This window comes from Tenacibaculum sp. 1_MG-2023 (genome assembly GCF_030547425.1).
GTDB lineage: Bacteria > Bacteroidota > Bacteroidia > Flavobacteriales > Flavobacteriaceae > Polaribacter.
This window is the reverse complement of record NZ_JAUORH010000007.1, coordinates 51,945-70,761: the sequence shown is the minus strand read 5'-3', so window position 1 is coordinate 70,761 and position 18,817 is coordinate 51,945. Positions and strand designations below refer to the sequence as shown.

Sequence of the window (18,817 nt, the reverse complement as noted above, 5' to 3'; positions counted from 1 at the left end):
AATGAAAGAGAAGCTACGACAAAACTGGAAGTTGTTTTTAATAGCAAGTTTAACTTTAGGTTTAGCACCTTTTAGACCACCACATATTGTAGGGAAGTTACAATGGATAGCAGGAGGGAATGCTTTTTCAGGAGAACACGCTATGCAATTTATGGATTGGTTTGATGTATTTTTACATGGAACTCCTTGGATACTTTTAATTGTATCAATTATTTTACATGTTTTCAGGAAAATATAATTCCATTTCAGGTAAAAAACGCCCTTTAATACTGCTTTTACGTTTATCAATTACCTTAAAACCATGTTTTAAATAAAATGATTCTGAGTTAGGATCTGATAAAACATTCAATACGGCACAAGATTCTCTTCTGCAATAGTCTTTAGCATGTTCTAAAAGTTTAGAACCAATACCTTGATTTATGAAATTAGGAGAAATAAATAAAAAATCTAAAAAGCTTGTTCTAATATTAGCTCTGTGTAAAACATAAAATCCGGCTGTAATATCATTAACTTGAAATTTATAAATATTACAGATGGCAAACATTTTAGAGGTAACGGTTAACTCATTCTTCCACTTCTCTATTTGATCTTTAGAGTATCCCCAGTGTGCTTTAGAGCTTAAAGCAATTTCAGTTAATAAATCAGCATCTTGTATTTGAGCTTTTACAATCATAAAAAAAGAACCTCACGAAAGGTGAGGTTTATAAATGTTATTCTTTAGAAGCAAGTTGTTTTATTTTAATTCTAAAAGCAGCAAATAGTAATGTTGTAAATGGGCTTAGCCAATTAAACACTGCATAAAAAGCATAATCTATCACCGGAACTCCTAATACTCCTGAGTGGTAAGCTCCACAAGTATTCCATGGAATTAAAACAGAAGTAACAGTACCTGAATCTTCTAAAGTTCTACTTAAGTTTTCAGGGGCTAAACCTTTGTCTCTATAGGCTTGCGCATACATTTTTCCTGGTACAACAATTGCCAAATATTGGTCAGAAGCTGTAAAGTTTAAACCAATACAAGTGGCAACGGTACTGGCAAACAATCCAAATACTGAATCAAATAAACTTAACATAAAACTACTGATTTTAGCTAAGGCTCCGATAGCATCCATAACCCCACCAAAAACCATTGCTAATAAAATTAACCATACGGTTCCTAGCATCTTTTTCATTCCCCCAGCAGTAAATAAATCCTTTAATACTTCATTATCAGTAGCTACAGAAGTTTCTACGGTTATAGCTTGCATTATTCCTTTGTAAGCAGATTCAAAATCTAACTTTTCAACTTCAGAAATTTGAGCAACTACATGAGGTTGGAAAATCAAAGCGAAAGCACCGCCGAATATAGTTCCAGCTAAAAGAGCTATTAAAGGAGGTGTTTTTTTTATGATAAGGATGATTACAAGTATAGGAACTATAAATAACCACGGAGTAATGTTAAAGGCTTTGTCAATATCGTTTAGCATTAGCTGTGTGTTAGCTTCACCAGTGGTTGTTTGTGTAAAGCCAAGGATAATAAAAAAGATAATGGTTACAATAAATGTAGGTACTGTAGTGTAGGCCATGTATCTTATATGTGTGAATAAATCTGTACCAGCCATAGCAGGAGCTAGGTTTGTGGTATCTGACATTGGTGACATTTTATCTCCAAAATATGCACCAGATAAAACAGCACCAGCTGTCATTCCTAAAGAAATACCTAACGCTTCACCAATTCCTATTAAGGCGATACCAACAGTTGCAGCTGTTGTCCAAGAGCTACCTGTAGCAATAGAGATTACAGCACAAATAATTAAACATGCTACTAAAAATATGGTAGGGTTTAAAATTTGTAAGCCATAATAAATCATTGAAGGTATAATTCCACTTATTAACCAAGTTCCAGCTAAAGAACCTACCATTAAAAGTATTAAAATAGCACCTGCGGTAGATTTTATGTTTTCAGCAACCTCTTCAATCATTCTTTCGTAGGAAACTTTGTTCTTAAAACCTACAATAGCTGCGACTGCACCACCCAATAATAAAATAAACTGATTACTACCACTTAAAGCATCGTCTCCAAATACATACACATTGTACGCTAGCATTACAATCAGAGCAAAAACAGGAATCAAAGCTTCCCAAATATTCAACTCTTTATTTTGAATTATTTTTTGATCTTCTATTTCAATTTCAGATAGGTTTTTGTCGTCTTGCATGTGTGATATTTTTTTAGGCTTGTAATGTTACGACTTTGTAAAGAATTACACAAATGTAATCAGTTGGGAATCTAGTTACTATTTAATATATCAAGTATAATAGGCTTTAACCCACTAAAGAAGAATTCAACCGCAATTACCATAACTATAAGCCCCATTAATCTCATCATAACATTTATACCAGTTTGCCCCAGTATTTTAATGATTTTTGAGGAGCTATATAAAATTAGGTATGTTGCTATAATTACTAAAAAAGCAGCAATGATTAATGCTAGTTTCATTTCAAAGGATTTAGCATATTCCATCATTACAATAGCATTGGTTAAGGCACCTGGACCACAAATCATTGGTATTGCTAATGGAGTAACAGAAATGTCGTTAACATATGTTTTAACTTCAGAGCTACTTAGTTTTACTTTCCCTAATCTTGCTTGAAGCATATCCATACCCATTAAAAAGAAAATTACTCCACCAACAACTCTAAAGCTGTTTACAGAGATTCCAAAAAAGTTAAATAACAATTGACCAGAGAAAGCAAAAATTAAGATAGTTATAAAACTAACTATGGAAGCTTTTTTTGCAGTTTGATTTCTGCTTTCCTTGTCTAAATCAGCTGTCATGGTCATGAAAATCGGCATAGTACCCAACGGGTTAATCAGGGTAAAAAATGAGGTAAAAGATAAAATGCCAAAAGTGATTATTTCGTTCATAGTTCTAGGTTAAAGTATGTCAATTTCTTTCATACAGGTATTTATCATTTGATAAGTGCGTTCTATATCGTTGTCTAATCCAATAGAAAAACGAATCAATCCATCAGTAAGTCCCATTTTTTTCTGCTCATCTAAAGGGATTTCTGATGAGGTTGAAGTACCAGGAGCAGAAAATAAGGTTTTATAAAAACCTAAACTTACGGCCAAGTACCCTAAGTTACGTTCTTGCATCAATTCCATTAAAGTATTTGCGTTATCTAAAGAACCAACATCAATGGTTAGCATTCCTCCAAAACCATATTCTTCATTCATCATTGATTTGAAAGTTTTGTGTGAAGGATGCGATTCCAATCCAGGATACACAGTTTTTAATCCATCAGCTTCAAATTTTTCAGCTAAATAACGAGCATTTCTACTGTGTTGTTTTATGCGAATATGTAAGGTTCTCATATTTTTAAAAATAGATGCAGCTCGCATTGAATCCATCGAAGCACCAAGTAGCATACTAGCTCCGTCAATTACACTTTTTTGAGAATTGATAAAATCTGTAGTTCCACAAATAACTCCTCCCATTGTGTCTGATGAACCGTTAATAAATTTAGTTAAACTATGAATTACTATGTTGGCACCTAACTGAGCAGGAGAAATTGATAGAGGAGAGAATGTATTGTCTACAACTAATTGTAAATTATGTTTTTTAGCTAAAACTGATAAGGCTTCGATATCGGCAACTTCTAATAATGGGTTACTTACTGTTTCACAGTATATCATTTTAGTTTTTTTAGTAATCGCTGCTTCAACCACTTCTAATTTTGTAATATCAACAAAAGATGTTTCAATACCCATTCGAGGTGTGAAATTTTTTAAAAATGCATAGGTTCCTCCATAAATAGTTCTACTAGAAACGATATGATCTCCAGATTCACAAATTTGTAAGATGGTGGGAGTAATAGCTCCCATACCTGTAGCTGAAACATTAGCAGATTCTGTACCTTCCATAGCGGCCAAAGCTTCTGATAGGTATAAGTTTGAAGGAGATGAATGACGAGAGTATAAATAACATCCGTCTGTATTTCCTTCAAAAGTATCAAACATAGTTTTTGCTGATAAAAAAGTGTAAGTGGAAGAATCAGATATAGATGGGTTTACACCACCAAATTCTCCAAAGTATTGTAGGTCTTGTATGTTGTTTGCAGGTTTAAATTTCATATCTGTTAAGGTTAATTATTAGTGACAACTAAAATCAGTTTTAATTGTTTAAAAATCAATATAAATCTTGGTTTATAGATTTTTATACTAATTTTGTGTTTGTAATTAGTTTTTTATTAGGTGTTAAGCAAAGAATATATAATAAATACAGATTTTTTTTCATATGAAATTAGATAATATAGACAAGAAGTTATTAGGATTGCTTCAAACAGATAGCAAACAAACTACAAAACAGCTTTCACTACAATTGGGATTGTCTGTAACAGCTGTTTACGAGCGAATTAAGAAGTTGGAAAAAGAAAAAGTTATTAAGCAATATGTTGCTTTAGTTAACAAGAACAAAATTGAAAAATCGTTTTTAGTTTTTTGCCATGTGCAGCTAGAGAAACACAATAAAGATCATATAGCTGTTTTTGAAAAAGAAGTTAATAGGCTAGAAGAAGTAACTGAATGTTTTCATGTAAGTGGGGATTATGATTATATTTTAAAGGTTTATGTAAAGGACATGGACGCATACAGAGACTTTATAGTAAATAAACTCACAGCGTTAAAACATGTAGGCAATACCCGAAGTGTTTTTACAATTGATGAAGTGAAAAATTCGATAGCAATAGCGTTATAAAATATCCTGTTGATTTTTATAAAAAGTATCAGTTTGTAGTTTCATGAGGTTACGAGCCATTTTTTGTTTGTAGTTGTAAAGTTCTTCTTCTGTTTTTAAATCAGAGTATACTTTGTTGTTGAGGTTTATATCTGTTTGTAAAATAACCTCTCTTTGATGGACTTGTTGTTGAATCCAAGTTTTTACTTGAGATTCATGGTTTTCCAATTTATAATCGTATTCACTTTTTGAACTGATAAGTTTAGCAAAAATTGGGGCAGTTTCTATTGCTAAAAATAATAGGAAGATAAAGAAAGAAGGTAGCCAAGGTAGTTTGTTTAGTGCGTTAACTCGAGCCATTAAACCATCAAAGTTAGAAATAATAGGTTGTGTTTTAGATTCAACTTCTTTTTGTTGTTGAATTAGATTTCTAACAGTTTCTTCTTTAGTTTTAATTTTTTCATTGTTTGAAGCTTTTAATTGAGTTAATTCTTGTAAAGCTGTATCATGCTTGTCTCTCTTTTCTTTATAAACAGGACCTTTTCCGATTAGTTTTGTGCCTTTTCTTCCTTCAGCTTCCGCAATATAAGTTTCATATAGTGTATTGATTTCTTGTTCTTTAGTAGTTATTTCATTTTTCAGTGAAGTAATTTCACTATTAATTTTCTCTATTTCAGGTGAGAATTGTTGCGCAATTTGAGTTTTGTTATCTAGTGTCATTTGGTTTTTCTCAGTTAACAAAACTTGGTTGATTTCCTTTTCAAAAATCTTTAATTCTAAAGGTTTAGAAATTACGATTGCAATAATCATCGCAAGTAATAATCTTGGTAGAACTTGTATAATTTCTTTTCGCTTTGACTCTCTTTTTTTTATGGTTGAAACAATAAATCGATCTAAATTAAAAATGAGAAGTCCCCAAATGATTCCGAAGAAAATGGATGTATATATATTGTCAAAAACAGTATACAAGGCGTAAGCAGAGGCAATAGTTGCCATAAGTGCAGTGAAGAAAACTGTAGCGCCAATACCCGCATATTTATTTTGCTCTCCATTAGCACATTTTTCGAGTAAATCTAAATCAGCACCAGAACAAAGAAGGAAAAATCGTTTTAACATAAAATAAGCTTATAGTTTAATAACGAGTGATTTAGGGTTTTGTTACAAAAAAAAGCCTCATTTAAGAGGCTTTTAACAGAATTAGTTTTTTACAACCACAGGTTTGTCTGAAAATTTAAATATTGTTTTCCATTTTTACCCAACTTCGTAAGTTTATAGAGTTATTGGCTTCTAAAAGTTTTAAATCTTTTTGATAATTACATTGCTAAAAAAATTAGAATTAATTTTACAAATGTAGAGGGTGTAAAATAATATAAAAAAATAGCCTTGTTTTCTACACAAGGCTATTTTATTGATGTTGTTAAGGATGAATTACTTAGATAATTCCGTAAAATATTGATAAAAATAAGGAATGGTTTCAATTCCTTTTAAGTAATTCCATACACCGAAATGCTCATTTGGTGAATGGATTGCATCAGAATTTAATCCGAATCCCATTAAAATGGTTTTACTCTTTAATTCTTGCTCAAACAAAGCAACGATAGGAATACTTCCCCCGCTTCGTTGCGGAATAGGAGTTACTCCAAACGTTTCTTGATATGCTTTACTTGCAGCTTGGTAACCAATATTATCAATCGGAGTTACATATCCTTGTCCACCATGATGCGGTTTTACTTCTACTTTTACCGATTTTGGAGCAATGCTTTCAAAATGTTTTTTGAACAATTCAGTAATTTCTTCCCATTCTTGCCCAGGAACTAAACGCATTGAAATTTTTGCGTATGCTTTAGAAGCAATCACCGTTTTTGCTCCTTCACCAGTGTATCCACCCCAAATTCCGTTTACATCTAAAGTAGGACGGATAGAGTTACGTTCGTTTGTGGTATAGCCAGCTTCTCCATGAACATCGTTAATATCTAAAGCAGCTTTGTATTCATCTAAAGAGAAAGGCGCTTTAGCCATTTCATCACGTTCTTCACGAGATAATTCTTCTACTTTATCGTAAAAATCAGGAATGGTGATATGATTGTTTTCATCGTGTAATGAAGCAATCATTTGTGTTAGAATATTAATAGGGTTTGCAACAGCTCCCCCGTATAAACCAGAATGTAAGTCTCTATTAGGACCAGTAACTTCTACTTCTACATAACTTAAACCACGTAAACCAGTGGTGATTGAAGGAATGTCATTAGCAATCATTCCTGTATCAGAAATTAAAATTACGTCATTAGCTAACTTTTCTCTATTTCTAGGAACAAACCATGCTAAGCTTTCAGAACCAACTTCTTCTTCACCTTCAATCATAAATTTCACATTACAAGGTAAGTTCCCTGTTTTGGTCATGTATTCTAATGCTTTTACATGCATATACATTTGTCCTTTGTCATCACAAGCACCACGAGCAAAAATAGCTCCTTCAGGGTGTATGTCTGTTTTTTTAATAACTGGCTCAAAAGGAGGAGAGGTCCATAAATCGATAGGGTCTGCAGGTTGTACATCGTAATGACCATAAACTAATACAGTAGGTAAGTTTGGATCTACTATTTTTTCTCCATATACGATAGGATATCCAGGGGTTTCGCAAATCTCTACTTTATCACACCCTGCTTTTTCTAAACTATCTTTAATGGTATCAGCAGTATTTAATACATCTTGATTATAAGCAGGGTCAGCGCTTACTGATGGAATTTTTAATAAATCGATAAGCTCATTAATAAAGCGATCTTTATGTTGAGCTATGTAATCTTTTACGTTTTGCATGTGTTGTATATTAATTAGCATCAAAAATAAGAAAAATAGTATACTTCTTCTTTGTAGTTTACAAGTATTGTTTATATTTGCATCCACAAATTCAGAAGTACGCGGGCGTGGTGGAATTGGTAGACACGCTAGACTTAGGATTTAACCAAATGGTTATTATTAAAATATTGTTAAAATGCGGGCGTGGTGGAATTGGTAGACACGCTTGACTTAGGATCAAGTGCCTCACGGTGTGAAGGTTCGAGTCCTTTCGCCCGCACAAAAGCCGAAGAGAAATCTTCGGCTTTTTTATTTTTAACAAGGGAATTTCGTCACAATTTTTAGACTTGGGTACAACATAGGTACAACATTTGGCTATTTTAAGAACCTCATTCGTATTGGTTTACATTACTTCTATTTAGTCTCAAACCTTATTAAATTTCATAGTTGTTAATAGATTTTAGTAAATAGCATTCATATTTTTTCGTTAGTGAGAGTTTATTATCATACAATATCACCGCAATTTAAACTCGTAAAATACATCCATCAAAAGACTACGGCATAAATCCAACGCTCTTTCCTTTGCTTATTTATTCCGTTTCCTTTTGAGCCAAGATTTTATCTTCCGTTTGGTTCCTGCTTAAATATTGTTTAATCTAAAATTTAAGTATTATGACAACAAAAGCAAGTACCACAAGTAGAAACGGTAAATCAAGTACAGCCGTTAAAAAGGAAGTCAAAGAAAAATTGACACAAAGAGCAATTGGACTTCAAATTCAAAACCTGAGTATTGATAAGGTCATTCCAGACCCAATGCAACCAAGAAAGACATTCAACGAAGCATTACTACAACAGCTTTCCGAGAGTATCAAAAAGCACGGTGTACTTCAACCTATTACTGTACGTAAATCTGGAAAAGAGTATGTCATTGTAATGGGCGAACGCAGGTTTCGCGCTAGTAAATTGGCCAGTAAGAAAACGATACCCTGTATCGTGAGAACGTATAAGAATAATGATGTTTTGGAAGTTCAAATCATCGAAAATCTACAAAGACAAGATGTCGAACCTACCGAAGAAGCAGAAGCAATTGCCTTTCTGAGTGAGAAATATGCACCTTCTGAAATAGCAAAACGATTGGGACGAAGTGATAATTTTATAAGACAGCGTTTGAAATTAGCTGGACTTATAGAAGGGTTTAAGCATTTTGTTCGCAATGGGGATATGACCATTTCATTAGGAATTGGCGTTGCACTATTCGAACCAGAAGAACAGCAAATGATGCTTGAAACTATGGGCGAAGATTTCAATGCCCATCAAGTTAACAGAATGATTAAAGACCAGACCTTTGATTTAGAAAAAGCATCTTTTGATGTCGCTGACAAGAAATTGATTGCAAAAGCTGGAGCTTGTATTGAGTGTCCGTTCAATGCGGCAAATCAGGGTAATTTGTTCGGGGATGGTAAAATGGTATGTACAAAATCAGCTTGTTATGAATCGAAGAAAAGCAAGTCGTTTTTGAACCTGATTGACAAAGTAAAGAAAGAAAAAATCATTCTTATTCCGGAGATACAGAAATACTGGGCAGACGAAGAACGAAATCAGCTCATTATCGCCCAACTGGAAAATAGCGGATTGAAAGTCTATCTTCTCGATGATGTGAAAATCATAGAACAACCTATTGAACCTACAATAGAAGCAATCAAGAAAGAGTACCAACATTACGATTATTCTGAAGCAGAACTTAAGGAGGAATATAAAGACGCTCTTGAAAACTATACAAGGGAATTGGAAACATACAATTCTGCAAAAGAAAATGGATTTGTAAATGGTATCGTTTTCCATCCTGAAACATACAGATACAAAGAAGTCTTTGTAAAGATTATCGAAAAATCGAAAAGTGAATCGATGACCTATACCGCACCATTGGCTGATAGAAAAATGGCTGACTGTTCCCCTGAAGAACAAATCATTAAAATCAACGAAAGGGAAATCCGCAAGAAGCAAATCGAGAACAACAGGCAATTTGAAGAAGTTGTCGAAATGATAAGAGAGACCAAATATATCGAAACTAAGAAAACACTTTCGGTAGATGAAATGGTCGCATTCTCATTATCGCTCTATGAAAATAATGTGGGCTATTTGTGTCAACAGAAATACTTTTCTGGACTTTTAGGAGATATATCTAAAATGACCAGAATTGAGATTGTGGAAAATTTCAAGAAGAAGTTCAAAAAGGAAATTTTTCATAAGCTGATACGGTATATGCTCACCAAGCAAGTCCATTTTGGCGAAAGCAATCACGTAAATAACCTAACGAACATTTCATTTTATACTGCAATGCAAGGGTATTACAAATCTAAGATTGCCAGCATAGAAAAAGAATATACCGAGAAGCGACAGAAGCGTGAAGAACGTTTGAGCGCGCGCATAACAGTTCTTGAAAAACAAATTCAGGAACTTAAAGATTAGCTTTTGTTGTTTGAAGAAGGGTTGGCATTCGTGCTAGCTCTTCTTCTTTTTTTTTGATAATACTTTAATAAAAATGGTTATGAAGTAGAATAATAATCAATCAATAGTAGCGCAAAGGTAAACTCGTAAAATACACCCATCAAAAGACTACGGCATAAAGCCAACGCACCATCCTTTACTTATTTATTCCGTTTCCTTTTGAGCTGAGATTTTAGCTTCCGTTAGGGTAACCGCCCAAATATTGTTTAATCTAAATTCAAAAGCTATGTATTTACAAAATTTACAGCAGGATGAAATCTTTGTTCCATCAGAAATGAAATCCTTAAAAACACTTACGCAGATGGAATCTCGACGCGGACTTGAAAACGTCATTATTTCCAATGGAAAAATTGTCAATGTAGTATCAAACAGCTACGGCCACATTCCAAATCAATTGTTCTTCAAGAAAGCTGAAGAAATGCTATCCGATGCACAACTGAACTATCACAAACGTACCATCAATAAGAATGATAGGTCTTTCATTACAGACTTCATTATTGACGATAAAAGTCAATTCTCTGTAAAAAATAAAGAAGATTTGATACTGCCGATGCTTCGGTTTAAAAACTCTTATGATGGTAGCGAAAAGACCTCTGGCCACTTTGGTTTTTACAGAAAAGTATGTTCCAATGGTTTGCACGTTTCTCAGGCAGAAATTGAGTTTTCCATTAAGCACAGTAAGAATAATACACACCTTATTATGCCAAGGTTGAACAACTTGTTTGACAAGTTTTTGGATAATGAGTTCTATACCATTACCAAGAAATTTGATAAGATGAAAGAATTTAAAATCATCGATACGCAAGAGTTCGTAAAGGCCATTCTTGACAGAACGAAACTGTTTAGATATGAGTGTAGTGATAAGAATAGCGACCCTTCAAAAAAGTCTCGTGAGGTAATAGAAATCCTAAACTATGAAGCCTTGTTGCTCAATGAAGAACCGAATCTATGGTTAGGCTATAATGCCTTTAATTCGGTACTGCATAATACATTGAAGAAGAGTTTTGGCCAACAAGAGCGGTTGGATAAGAAATTATTTGATGAAGTCTATGAAATGGCTTAGAGATATTTAAAGGTTTATCCAGTACCTATTTAAACTGGATTTTCTCTTACACTTAAAGTTTAATCGTACCTGTTTATAGACAGGTCTAAAATCCAAACATTATGAACACTATAAAAATGGTACAGCTCGACTTCGGTTTTGAGTGCGAACCTATACAAGTAAAGGAAAAAACATTGAAGCCTAATAAAAAGCATAGTAACAATTTTGTCTTCAATTTTATGGATTGTCTTACCAGCCCAATCATCGTTTTTAAATCCCCTTGGCAGGATATAATTCCTAAAGACTTACTGAATAGCGTAAAATTATCACGACTGTTATGTTCAATGCAGCAAGAAGAAATGGCTTCACTTACTGAAGCTTTAGCCTATATGATGCCCAGAACGTATGAAGCACCAATGCCAACTGAATGGGTAAATATTTATACTTGGTTAGGACTTCAATATGCACGTCAGTTTAAGAATAGAGACCAATTAGATGCAATGAAAGAAATAGCACCTAAAGAGCTTTCAGAATATGAAGTGGGACTTTTGAATAATTTGAGAAGATGGATTTATGATAAAAGAAGAAAAGCTCTAAAAGATAAATTAAAAGTGGCTGAAAAATCAGAAAAAAAGATGTTGCCTCAAAACCAGAAAGAACTTTTTTGAGGACAAGTTTACGCTCTATAAAAAAATATTAGCCTTTAATTGAAAACAAGTTTTATAATCCCCTCAGCACTTTCCCCTTCATTTCGCGAAAAGCTCCATTACGGAAAAAGAGCTTCGCTACATAAGTCTTGGACACAATCCCCAATTTCAGCTTTCCATTCCGTTAACCCTTCCCGATACTCTGGGAAGGAACACTACATTCCATTGCCAAAATTGTGAATTAAGTCCGCTTGCCAAAGCGGAAAGCCATCACTTCGGTTTTCTTAACAGAATTTGCGGTAAGCCCTTCTTGAGTGCTTCCTCGAAAATTCTTAAAAACCGAACCGCTGTCTTACACATTTTAAGGGGTTTATAATGGATAAAGCCTTTATTGTTTTTCGGGTCGTCGAAAAACAGGCACGACATTAACCAATTCTAATTTAACCACAGCTACTTATTTCGCTTAACTGTCGGTACGCTCAAACGCAACTGCGTTTAAAAGAATTGCTAATGCCCTTATGGAACTTGTCAAGACTATACAGAGTTTTAGTGAAAAATAAGGTTTCTACTTCCTTGAAAATCCAAGGATTTTACTACGTCGCAAACACACCTGATTTATTCTCTAAAAGTCTTGACAAAACCCACTCTATCCATTGTGCGGTGCACGAAAGAAAAGAACAAACACCCCTTAAAATTTAATCTGTTTTAAATCAATTGGGGAAATATAAATCACTTAAATATTTTATTATGAGTACTATTAAAAATCACGTACAGTTAATTGGAAACGTTGGACAAGAACCAACAATTACGAACCTTGAAAGCGGTAAGAAAGTAGCCCGTTTTTCACTAGCAACAAATGAGTATTACAAAGACAGCAAAGGCGAAAAACAAACAGATACAAATTGGCATACAATAGTAGCCTGGGGCAAGACTGCTGAAATAGTAGAAAAGTATGTTCAAAAAGGAAAAGAAGTTGGAATATCGGGAAAACTAAAAACTCGAAGCTATACAACTGATGATAACGAACAACGCTATGTAACGGAAGTGGTAGCCGATGAAATCCTTTTACTTGGAAGTAAAGGCGATAAGTAAACCTAAAAATGAAAGAGGGCGTAACCGTCGAAAGATGCGCCCTCTTTTTCATTATTCACATTTTAAATACTATAAACAATGAAAGCACAAGTTAACGAAATAAAAATAAGCTACAAAGGTGGACTGAAATCTTCAATGTGGCAGAAAATTAGCAGTTCACAAGATGCAGCTGAACTACTTTATGAAGATTGGGATAAAGATACCATAGGCATACAAGAAACCTTTAAAGTTGTATTGTTGAACAACAGCAATAAGGTAAAAGGGGTTTATCAACTTTCACAAGGTGGAATTACAAGTACGTTAATAGACCTTCGGATATTGTTTGCGGTTATTTTAAAATCTCTATCAGTAGCTATAATTTTAACGCACAATCACCCAAGTGGAAAATTACAACCTAGTGATGCAGATAAGAATTTAACGAATAAGATTAAAAAGGCATCCAAACTATTCGACATTACCATTCTTGACCATTTGATATTTGCGCCTAATGGCGATTACTATAGTTTTTCTGATAACGGAATTTTGTAAAACAAATAGCTATGGTATATCTCAATTTTACGGACTTGAGCGAAGAGGCTCAAAACCGACTTTTAGAAAATTCTAAAAAAGATGTGGAACGAAAATTTGGGGATGCTATCCGCAAATACGTAAAGGGAAATTACACCTGTTTTGAAACGATTATTGAGGAAGAAGCACTTCGGAATTTGTATTCTTATACATACGTTTTCAATATATAATTTTGTCAATTTTTAAACCTGACACCTCTGAATTTTTAGAGGTGTTTTTGTATGCAAATGATATCCAATTCAAGAAAAAAAATGTATCTTTACATTGCTGAAATTCAGCGCACAAATTAAAGTAAGGTTATCCACTTTTTGACTTTCGCCGATACCCTTACACATCGAAATTTAACATACTGGAAAATCATTTTCCTTGAAAATGGCAATCGGCTTTTTAGCCGGATTGTATGGATTTTTGTCCCGCGAGCGGGACGAAAAGGAATAGCAAGAGGGTAACACGCTGCGCGATGTTTCGGGTTCCTTTTCGTTTTTAATTAACTGATTGTCAGTTAATTAAATTTATTATAATTTCTTGACAATCAACGATTTGCGACAAACGGGCTGGAAACGCCCATTTTTAGGGAAGATTTTGCGACAAATCGGCGAAATATGGACTCATTTACTGGAATTAGATTTAAAAAGGAAACCGCAAAGCGTTTCCAAACTTTCTCACGCACTTACTTCAAATCGCATACCGAAGCGATGTCCACGATGCTCGATTTTTTCTTCTATAATGAAATTTCGCCAAAGGAAAAATTAGGGCCAACTGGACGTACAATTGAAGCCAAATTACTCAAAAGAATCAATGCGGTCATTGCCATAATGCGGGATGTCGAAAAGACCCAAACCAAGCCTACTGTGGCTATGATTCAATCGCTGTTTGAAACAGAAGAACCAGCGAAAAAACCTCTGATTGTGGAAAAGAAATATGCAGAAGAAAAGAAGGAAGTTCGCTTTCGAGAAAAGCAAAACCAAAGCAACCAACTATAAATTTTTGAGCTATGTACATTACAATAACACCTCAAAAATTAGGCAACAATTATTCACAAAGTTCGGCTGATTTTGTAGGCTATTTAGAGAAAGAAAATCAAGGCTTGGAACAGCATGATATGGAACACTTTTTCAATCAATATGGCGATGAAATTTCTGCTGAAGAAGTGGTAAAAGAAATTGATGGAAACACCGCAAAATTGAAAAAGAAAGAACCTAAGTTTTATTCGATTACAGTCAGTCCTTCAAAATATGAATTACGAAAACTTCAGAACAACAGCCAAGATTTAAAAACGTACACTCGTGAATTGATGAAGGATTATGTGGCTTCATTCAATAGGGAAATTAATGGGCGACCCATAACCATCGATGACATAAAATACTATGCTAAAATAGAACACCAACGCACCTTTAAAGGAACGGATAAGCAGATAAAAGAAAATCAACCTTTTGCTACAAAAATACTTCAGCTCAAAACGGATATCCGAAACATCCAAGAAGGACGAGCTGAAGGGAATATCAAAAAGATGAAAAAGGAAATTGCTAAACTGGAACGCCAAGCACCACATCAACAAAATGGAAAACGGATAGTCCAGGGAATGCGAAAAGATGGAAACCAAAGTCATATCCATATCATCGTGAGCAGAAAGGACGCTTCCAACTCTGTTAGCCTTTCCCCAGGAAGCAAGCATAAAGCTTCCGAAGTTGAAATGCACGGTAAGAACGTGAAACGAGGTTTTGACAGAGACAAATTTTTTGAGAAAACAGAAAAGACATTTGACAAGACTTTTGGCTATAAACGAAACTTTGCCGAGACCTATAAGGCACGAAAGGATTTTGTAAAAAATCCAAAGCTCTACTTTGCTGCTTTGATGAAATTACCAGCTAACGAAAGAGCATTGGCTTTCAAAATGATGACAAAAACGGGATTGCCAATCGTTCCCAGCATTCCAGTTAGTCAAGCGCAAATGGCACTTCGAGTTTTCAAACGGTTAAGACGTGGCGCTGAAGTGGCCATAAAATCAAGTTCAATAGGAATATAGTAGCTATGCGAATAGACAATCTTATAACGATACTTTCAATCATTGGTTTGACCAGTACTGTTTTCTATGCGATGTTTCGAGTAAGCAAATATGCGTTTTTATTAAATATCACTATGCTTTCATTTCTTGTTTTATATATTTCTGAAGGAAATGAATTAGTATCAATATTATTGTATTTGGTGTGTCCTCTTATGCTAATTAATATAGGACTGTATGTTTTTCTGCATAAAACTGAAAACGCACAAAATGGAAATACTAAATATCAGGTCAGTTTTTCTACGAATAAAGGAAACTTCAAATTAGATAATATCAAACGTGGCGCATCCGTCATCGGATCCGCCGGAAGTGGAAAAACCGAAAGTGTTGTTTATGGATTTCTAAAACATTTCCAGAAAGAGAGTTTTTGCGGAATCATACACGACTATAAGGACTTTGAGCTGACCGAAATGGCATATCCACTTTTCAAGGATAGTGATATTCCGTTTAAGGTCATTTCCTTCGATAAAATTATCCATCGGGTAAATCCTATTGCTCCTCATTATTTAGAGAACGAGGAAAGCGTAAATGAGGTGTCGAGGGTGTTGATTGAAAACCTTTTGGAGCAAAGGGAATCAGGAACGACTGGCACAACAAAATTCTTTAACGATGCAGCTGAAGGATTGATTGGTGGTTTGATTTGGAAACTGAAAACCGACTATCCTAAATACTGTACGCTACCACATTTAATAGCAATTTATCAATTATTGGACACGGATAGCCTTATTCAGTTTTTAGAAACCAACACCACATCACGAGCAATGGCAGATGCATTTATTAGTGGTAAGGATTCGGATAGGCAGACAGCTGGTGTGAAAAGCACCCTGGCCAATGCCCTGAAACGTATTAGTACGCAACGCATATTTATGGCATTATCTGCAGACGAAGTACCATTAAATATCAATAGCGAGGAAAACCCTGCAATCATTTCGGTAGTAAACAATCCAAAATATGAAACATCTTACTCGTCTGTAATTGCTACTATTATTCACACCATTACCAAACAAATGAGCGTGAGAAATTCTAAACCTTCATTTTTGTTGATGGAAGAAGCACCTACCATTCGATTATTGAATATGCATCGTATTCCAGCAACATTACGTAGTTATGATATAGCTACAATTTATGTGATGCAGGATAAAATCCAGAACGATATGATGTATGGCGACAAGGCAAGCAAAGCTATTTTGAGCAATCTTTCCTATCAGTTTTTTGGAAAGGTAAATGACCCGGACACAGCCAAATACTACGAACGCTTTTTTGAAATCATTAAAGACCCTACCAAAAGTATTAGTCGTGGACACAATCTCGATTTTGATACACGTATTACAACTGGCGAAAAAGAAATTCCAAAAATTAGAGCAGATGTTTTTTTTAGGCTAAAGCAAGGCGAGTTTATTACTTATGCTGATGGAAAGGATAAAAAAGTACAGTTTAGATTGACTGACATTGAACGAGAATTACCAAGGGTGTCCAAACCGTTTTCTCAGGCTGATTTAGAGGCTAATTTTGAGAGAGTTTATGAGGAAGCGAAGTCGATATTTGAGTAAGATTTGGTTGTACTTCGGTAGAGTTTCATTCAAGCTTGATAATTGATATATCATCACCTAACTTTTCTTTCAATTGAGCTTCAGTAATTTTTTCAGGAAATGCCATCGCCAATAAATGTTTAGGTCTCGACATAGCTACGTATATAATACGTTTCTTTTCCTTTAAAAATCCACCGTTTTCAGGCTCTAAATCCCTGAAATTAATATTACTTGCGTGGTTTTTTTCGTCAAAAAAGATAAGGATGGCATCTAACGTTTTTCCCTTGACCTGATGGACCGTGGTGAGTGAACTAGTTTTATCTATATCAACTCGATTAAAGTGTGCTGAAACAGGTTCCGTACGTGTAGCTTTAGCAAAATACGTTGAGGTTTTTTTCATTCCAAAATCTATATCAAAGTCAAGATTTAGAGCTTCCTTTATGTAAGCCGGACATAGATTTGACCAGTCCTCTATAGTATGCGACAGCTCTGGCAACCCTTCTACAAATTTTATAATATGAGCGTTGAATAAAAAGTCGGTTTTTAGTTCAGCTCTTAAATGGCCAAATTCAGCAAAAGAGAGGTCTTGGTTTTCCAAACGGATTACTATGTTTCTTGCTATGTTGATGGCGTCCTTTAAGTTCTTATCATCGTATTCTATTTTAGCAGCTATGAGTTCGTAAGCCATTGAGTTGTGCCAAGGTCGCTGTTGTGCGTCTCTACCAAGCATTTTGTTCCTTACGCTATTACCGCGTACAACAACCTTCAGTTTTTTATAATCTTTGTCACTGCAATATTGTTCAAAATGATTTATTATATCGCCTCTATTATCGGCTTTGTATCTATATACAAGTAAGGGCTCTTTTAGGTCTGTTTCGCAAGCACTTTTTATAGTACGTTCAGCTTCTGGTCGCAATAATGAGAAACAGTCTATAATGCGCTGTGGCGACCTTCTGTTATTTGATAAATCTAAACCTAAATAATCTTCATTTTTATACTTATCTAGAAATAATTGAGGGTTGGCATCCCTAAATTCATAAAGACTTTGATATGGGTCGCCAATAAATTCGATGTTAGCTAATCCTTGATTGTTTAGTTCTTCAAAAATTTGATGCTGCATTAAAGAATTATCCTGTGCTTCGTCAACAATTATGTGCGGAAATCTCTTTGATAACCATTTACCAATACTGGGATTTTTCTTTAAGAGCCTTAATGCAATAAATGCAGAATCATTAGTAGTGATAAGGCCTTTTTCAAACTGCCATCCTTTGATGTATTTACAGTATTTTTCAAAAACATCTAAATCTACTTTTTCTTCAGCAGGTGCATTTCCGTTTACGGTATAGCTTCCATCTGGTTCAAGTCTTATTTGTGATGGCTGGTATTGGTAGTATATGCTTCTATTAGTCTTCGCCTTAAAAGAATTCATTGGATTTCTAAGACCATCAACTAACTTTCCACTTCTGTTTCTATATTTGGTTTTCCAAAATAAATCTAATCGTTCATTGCTTTCCAAAATTTGAGGTCTGGCAAAATTTCTTTCCAAACGGTAATAAAAAGGTAACGTTATGAAAGTATTGATGAAGCTGTCAATGGTACTTACGAGGTGCGGATATTGCAAAGTTCTACCACAAAGTTGATTGTACGTTAGATTGAGTTCATCTTTTGCTGCGTTGGTAAACGATATGCAGGCTATTCCTGAATGACTGCCGTAAGTACTTTTATACTCTTCTTCTAGGTTGATTATCTTTTGAGAAATGGCAGTTGTTTTTCCACCACCAGGGCAAGCATTTAAAACGACCTTGCCCTTAGCATCCAAATAATCTTGTAATTCTTCTGTAATATCTAACTTCATC

Annotated in this window: 18 protein-coding genes and 1 tRNA gene; 12 read left to right on the top strand and 7 right to left on the bottom strand. The window is 34.5% G+C overall.

Annotated elements, in window-relative coordinates:
- Position 1 precedes the first annotated feature (1 nt).
- Positions 2 to 238 carry a hypothetical protein gene (locus tag Q4517_RS06725; RefSeq protein ID WP_303507682.1) on the top strand — a complete coding sequence of 79 codons (237 nt, stop codon included), beginning with the start codon at positions 2 to 4 and terminating at the stop codon, positions 236 to 238.
- Here the strand turns inward: Q4517_RS06725 and Q4517_RS06720 are convergent.
- The 4 genes from Q4517_RS06720 to Q4517_RS06705 all read right to left on the bottom strand — a co-directional run bounded on the left by Q4517_RS06720 (position 215) and on the right by Q4517_RS06705 (position 4,117).
- The gene (locus Q4517_RS06720) at positions 215 to 673 is read right to left on the bottom strand and encodes a GNAT family N-acetyltransferase (RefSeq protein WP_303507681.1); all 459 of its coding nucleotides are present in this window, start codon (positions 671 to 673) and stop codon (positions 215 to 217) included. The genes Q4517_RS06725 and Q4517_RS06720 overlap by 24 nt on opposite strands.
- Positions 674 to 710: 37 nt before the next feature.
- Complete coding sequence (gene nhaC / locus Q4517_RS06715; RefSeq protein ID WP_303507679.1) at positions 711 to 2,198, bottom strand: Na+/H+ antiporter NhaC; 1,488 nt, start codon at positions 2,196 to 2,198, stop codon at positions 711 to 713.
- A gap of 71 nt (positions 2,199 to 2,269) precedes the next feature.
- Complete coding sequence (locus Q4517_RS06710; protein ID WP_303507677.1) at positions 2,270 to 2,908, bottom strand: MarC family protein; 639 nt, start codon at positions 2,906 to 2,908, stop codon at positions 2,270 to 2,272.
- A gap of 9 nt (positions 2,909 to 2,917) precedes the next feature.
- Positions 2,918 to 4,117 carry an aminotransferase class I/II-fold pyridoxal phosphate-dependent enzyme gene (locus tag Q4517_RS06705; RefSeq protein WP_303507675.1) on the bottom strand — a complete coding sequence of 400 codons (1,200 nt, stop codon included), beginning with the start codon at positions 4,115 to 4,117 and terminating at the stop codon, positions 2,918 to 2,920.
- 163 nt (positions 4,118 to 4,280) lie between these two features.
- Between Q4517_RS06705 and Q4517_RS06700 the strand changes: the two genes are divergently transcribed.
- Positions 4,281 to 4,739, top strand: coding sequence for an Lrp/AsnC family transcriptional regulator (locus Q4517_RS06700; RefSeq protein WP_303507673.1), 459 nt, complete (start codon positions 4,281 to 4,283; stop codon positions 4,737 to 4,739).
- Here the strand turns inward: Q4517_RS06700 and Q4517_RS06695 are convergent.
- Together Q4517_RS06695 and Q4517_RS06690 are read right to left on the bottom strand one after the other, a co-directional pair.
- Positions 4,734 to 5,834: a DUF4407 domain-containing protein gene (locus Q4517_RS06695; RefSeq protein WP_303507671.1), complete on the bottom strand. Its 1,101-nt coding sequence runs from the start codon at positions 5,832 to 5,834 to the stop codon at positions 4,734 to 4,736. The two genes, Q4517_RS06700 and Q4517_RS06695, sit on opposite strands and share 6 nt — an antisense overlap.
- 312 nt (positions 5,835 to 6,146) lie before the next feature.
- Positions 6,147 to 7,535: a dipeptidase gene (locus Q4517_RS06690; RefSeq protein WP_303507669.1), complete on the bottom strand. Its 1,389-nt coding sequence runs from the start codon at positions 7,533 to 7,535 to the stop codon at positions 6,147 to 6,149.
- 177 nt (positions 7,536 to 7,712) lie between these two features.
- Here Q4517_RS06690 and Q4517_RS06685 point away from each other — a divergent pair.
- From Q4517_RS06685 to Q4517_RS06640, 10 genes are all read left to right on the top strand, one after another.
- Positions 7,713 to 7,794 (top strand) — tRNA-Leu (locus Q4517_RS06685).
- Positions 7,795 to 8,186: 392 nt separating this feature from the next.
- Entirely contained in the window at positions 8,187 to 9,983 is a 1,797-nt protein-coding gene (locus Q4517_RS06680; RefSeq protein WP_303507667.1) for a ParB/RepB/Spo0J family partition protein, read from the top strand.
- A gap of 265 nt (positions 9,984 to 10,248) precedes the next feature.
- Positions 10,249 to 11,085: a DUF932 domain-containing protein gene (locus tag Q4517_RS06675; RefSeq protein WP_303507665.1), complete on the top strand. Its 837-nt coding sequence runs from the start codon at positions 10,249 to 10,251 to the stop codon at positions 11,083 to 11,085.
- A 101-nt stretch (positions 11,086 to 11,186) separates the two neighbouring features.
- On the top strand, positions 11,187 to 11,732 hold the full coding sequence (locus tag Q4517_RS06670; RefSeq protein ID WP_303507664.1) for a hypothetical protein: 546 nt from the start codon (positions 11,187 to 11,189) through the stop codon (positions 11,730 to 11,732).
- Between the two features lie 726 nt (positions 11,733 to 12,458).
- Positions 12,459 to 12,803, top strand: a complete 345-nt coding sequence (locus Q4517_RS06665) for a single-stranded DNA-binding protein (RefSeq protein ID WP_246906069.1) — start codon at positions 12,459 to 12,461, stop codon at positions 12,801 to 12,803.
- Between the two features lie 78 nt (positions 12,804 to 12,881).
- Positions 12,882 to 13,331 carry a RadC family protein gene (locus tag Q4517_RS06660; protein WP_303507660.1) on the top strand — a complete coding sequence of 150 codons (450 nt, stop codon included), beginning with the start codon at positions 12,882 to 12,884 and terminating at the stop codon, positions 13,329 to 13,331.
- Between the two features lie 11 nt (positions 13,332 to 13,342).
- Positions 13,343 to 13,540, top strand: a complete 198-nt coding sequence (locus tag Q4517_RS06655; RefSeq protein WP_303507658.1) for a hypothetical protein — start codon at positions 13,343 to 13,345, stop codon at positions 13,538 to 13,540.
- Positions 13,541 to 13,972: 432 nt separating this feature from the next.
- Complete coding sequence (locus Q4517_RS06650) at positions 13,973 to 14,353, top strand: BfmA/BtgA family mobilization protein (protein WP_303507656.1); 381 nt, start codon at positions 13,973 to 13,975, stop codon at positions 14,351 to 14,353.
- A gap of 11 nt (positions 14,354 to 14,364) precedes the next feature.
- A complete protein-coding gene (gene mobB / locus Q4517_RS06645) occupies positions 14,365 to 15,396 on the top strand; it encodes a MobB family relaxase (protein ID WP_303507654.1) in 1,032 nt (343 codons plus the stop codon).
- Between the two features lie 5 nt (positions 15,397 to 15,401).
- Positions 15,402 to 16,982: a type IV secretory system conjugative DNA transfer family protein gene (locus Q4517_RS06640; protein ID WP_303507652.1), complete on the top strand. Its 1,581-nt coding sequence runs from the start codon at positions 15,402 to 15,404 to the stop codon at positions 16,980 to 16,982.
- Between the two features lie 25 nt (positions 16,983 to 17,007).
- Here Q4517_RS06640 and Q4517_RS06635 read toward each other — a convergent pair whose 3' ends face one another.
- Complete coding sequence (locus Q4517_RS06635) at positions 17,008 to 18,816, bottom strand: UvrD-helicase domain-containing protein (protein WP_303507650.1); 1,809 nt, start codon at positions 18,814 to 18,816, stop codon at positions 17,008 to 17,010.
- Position 18,817 lies beyond the last annotated feature (1 nt).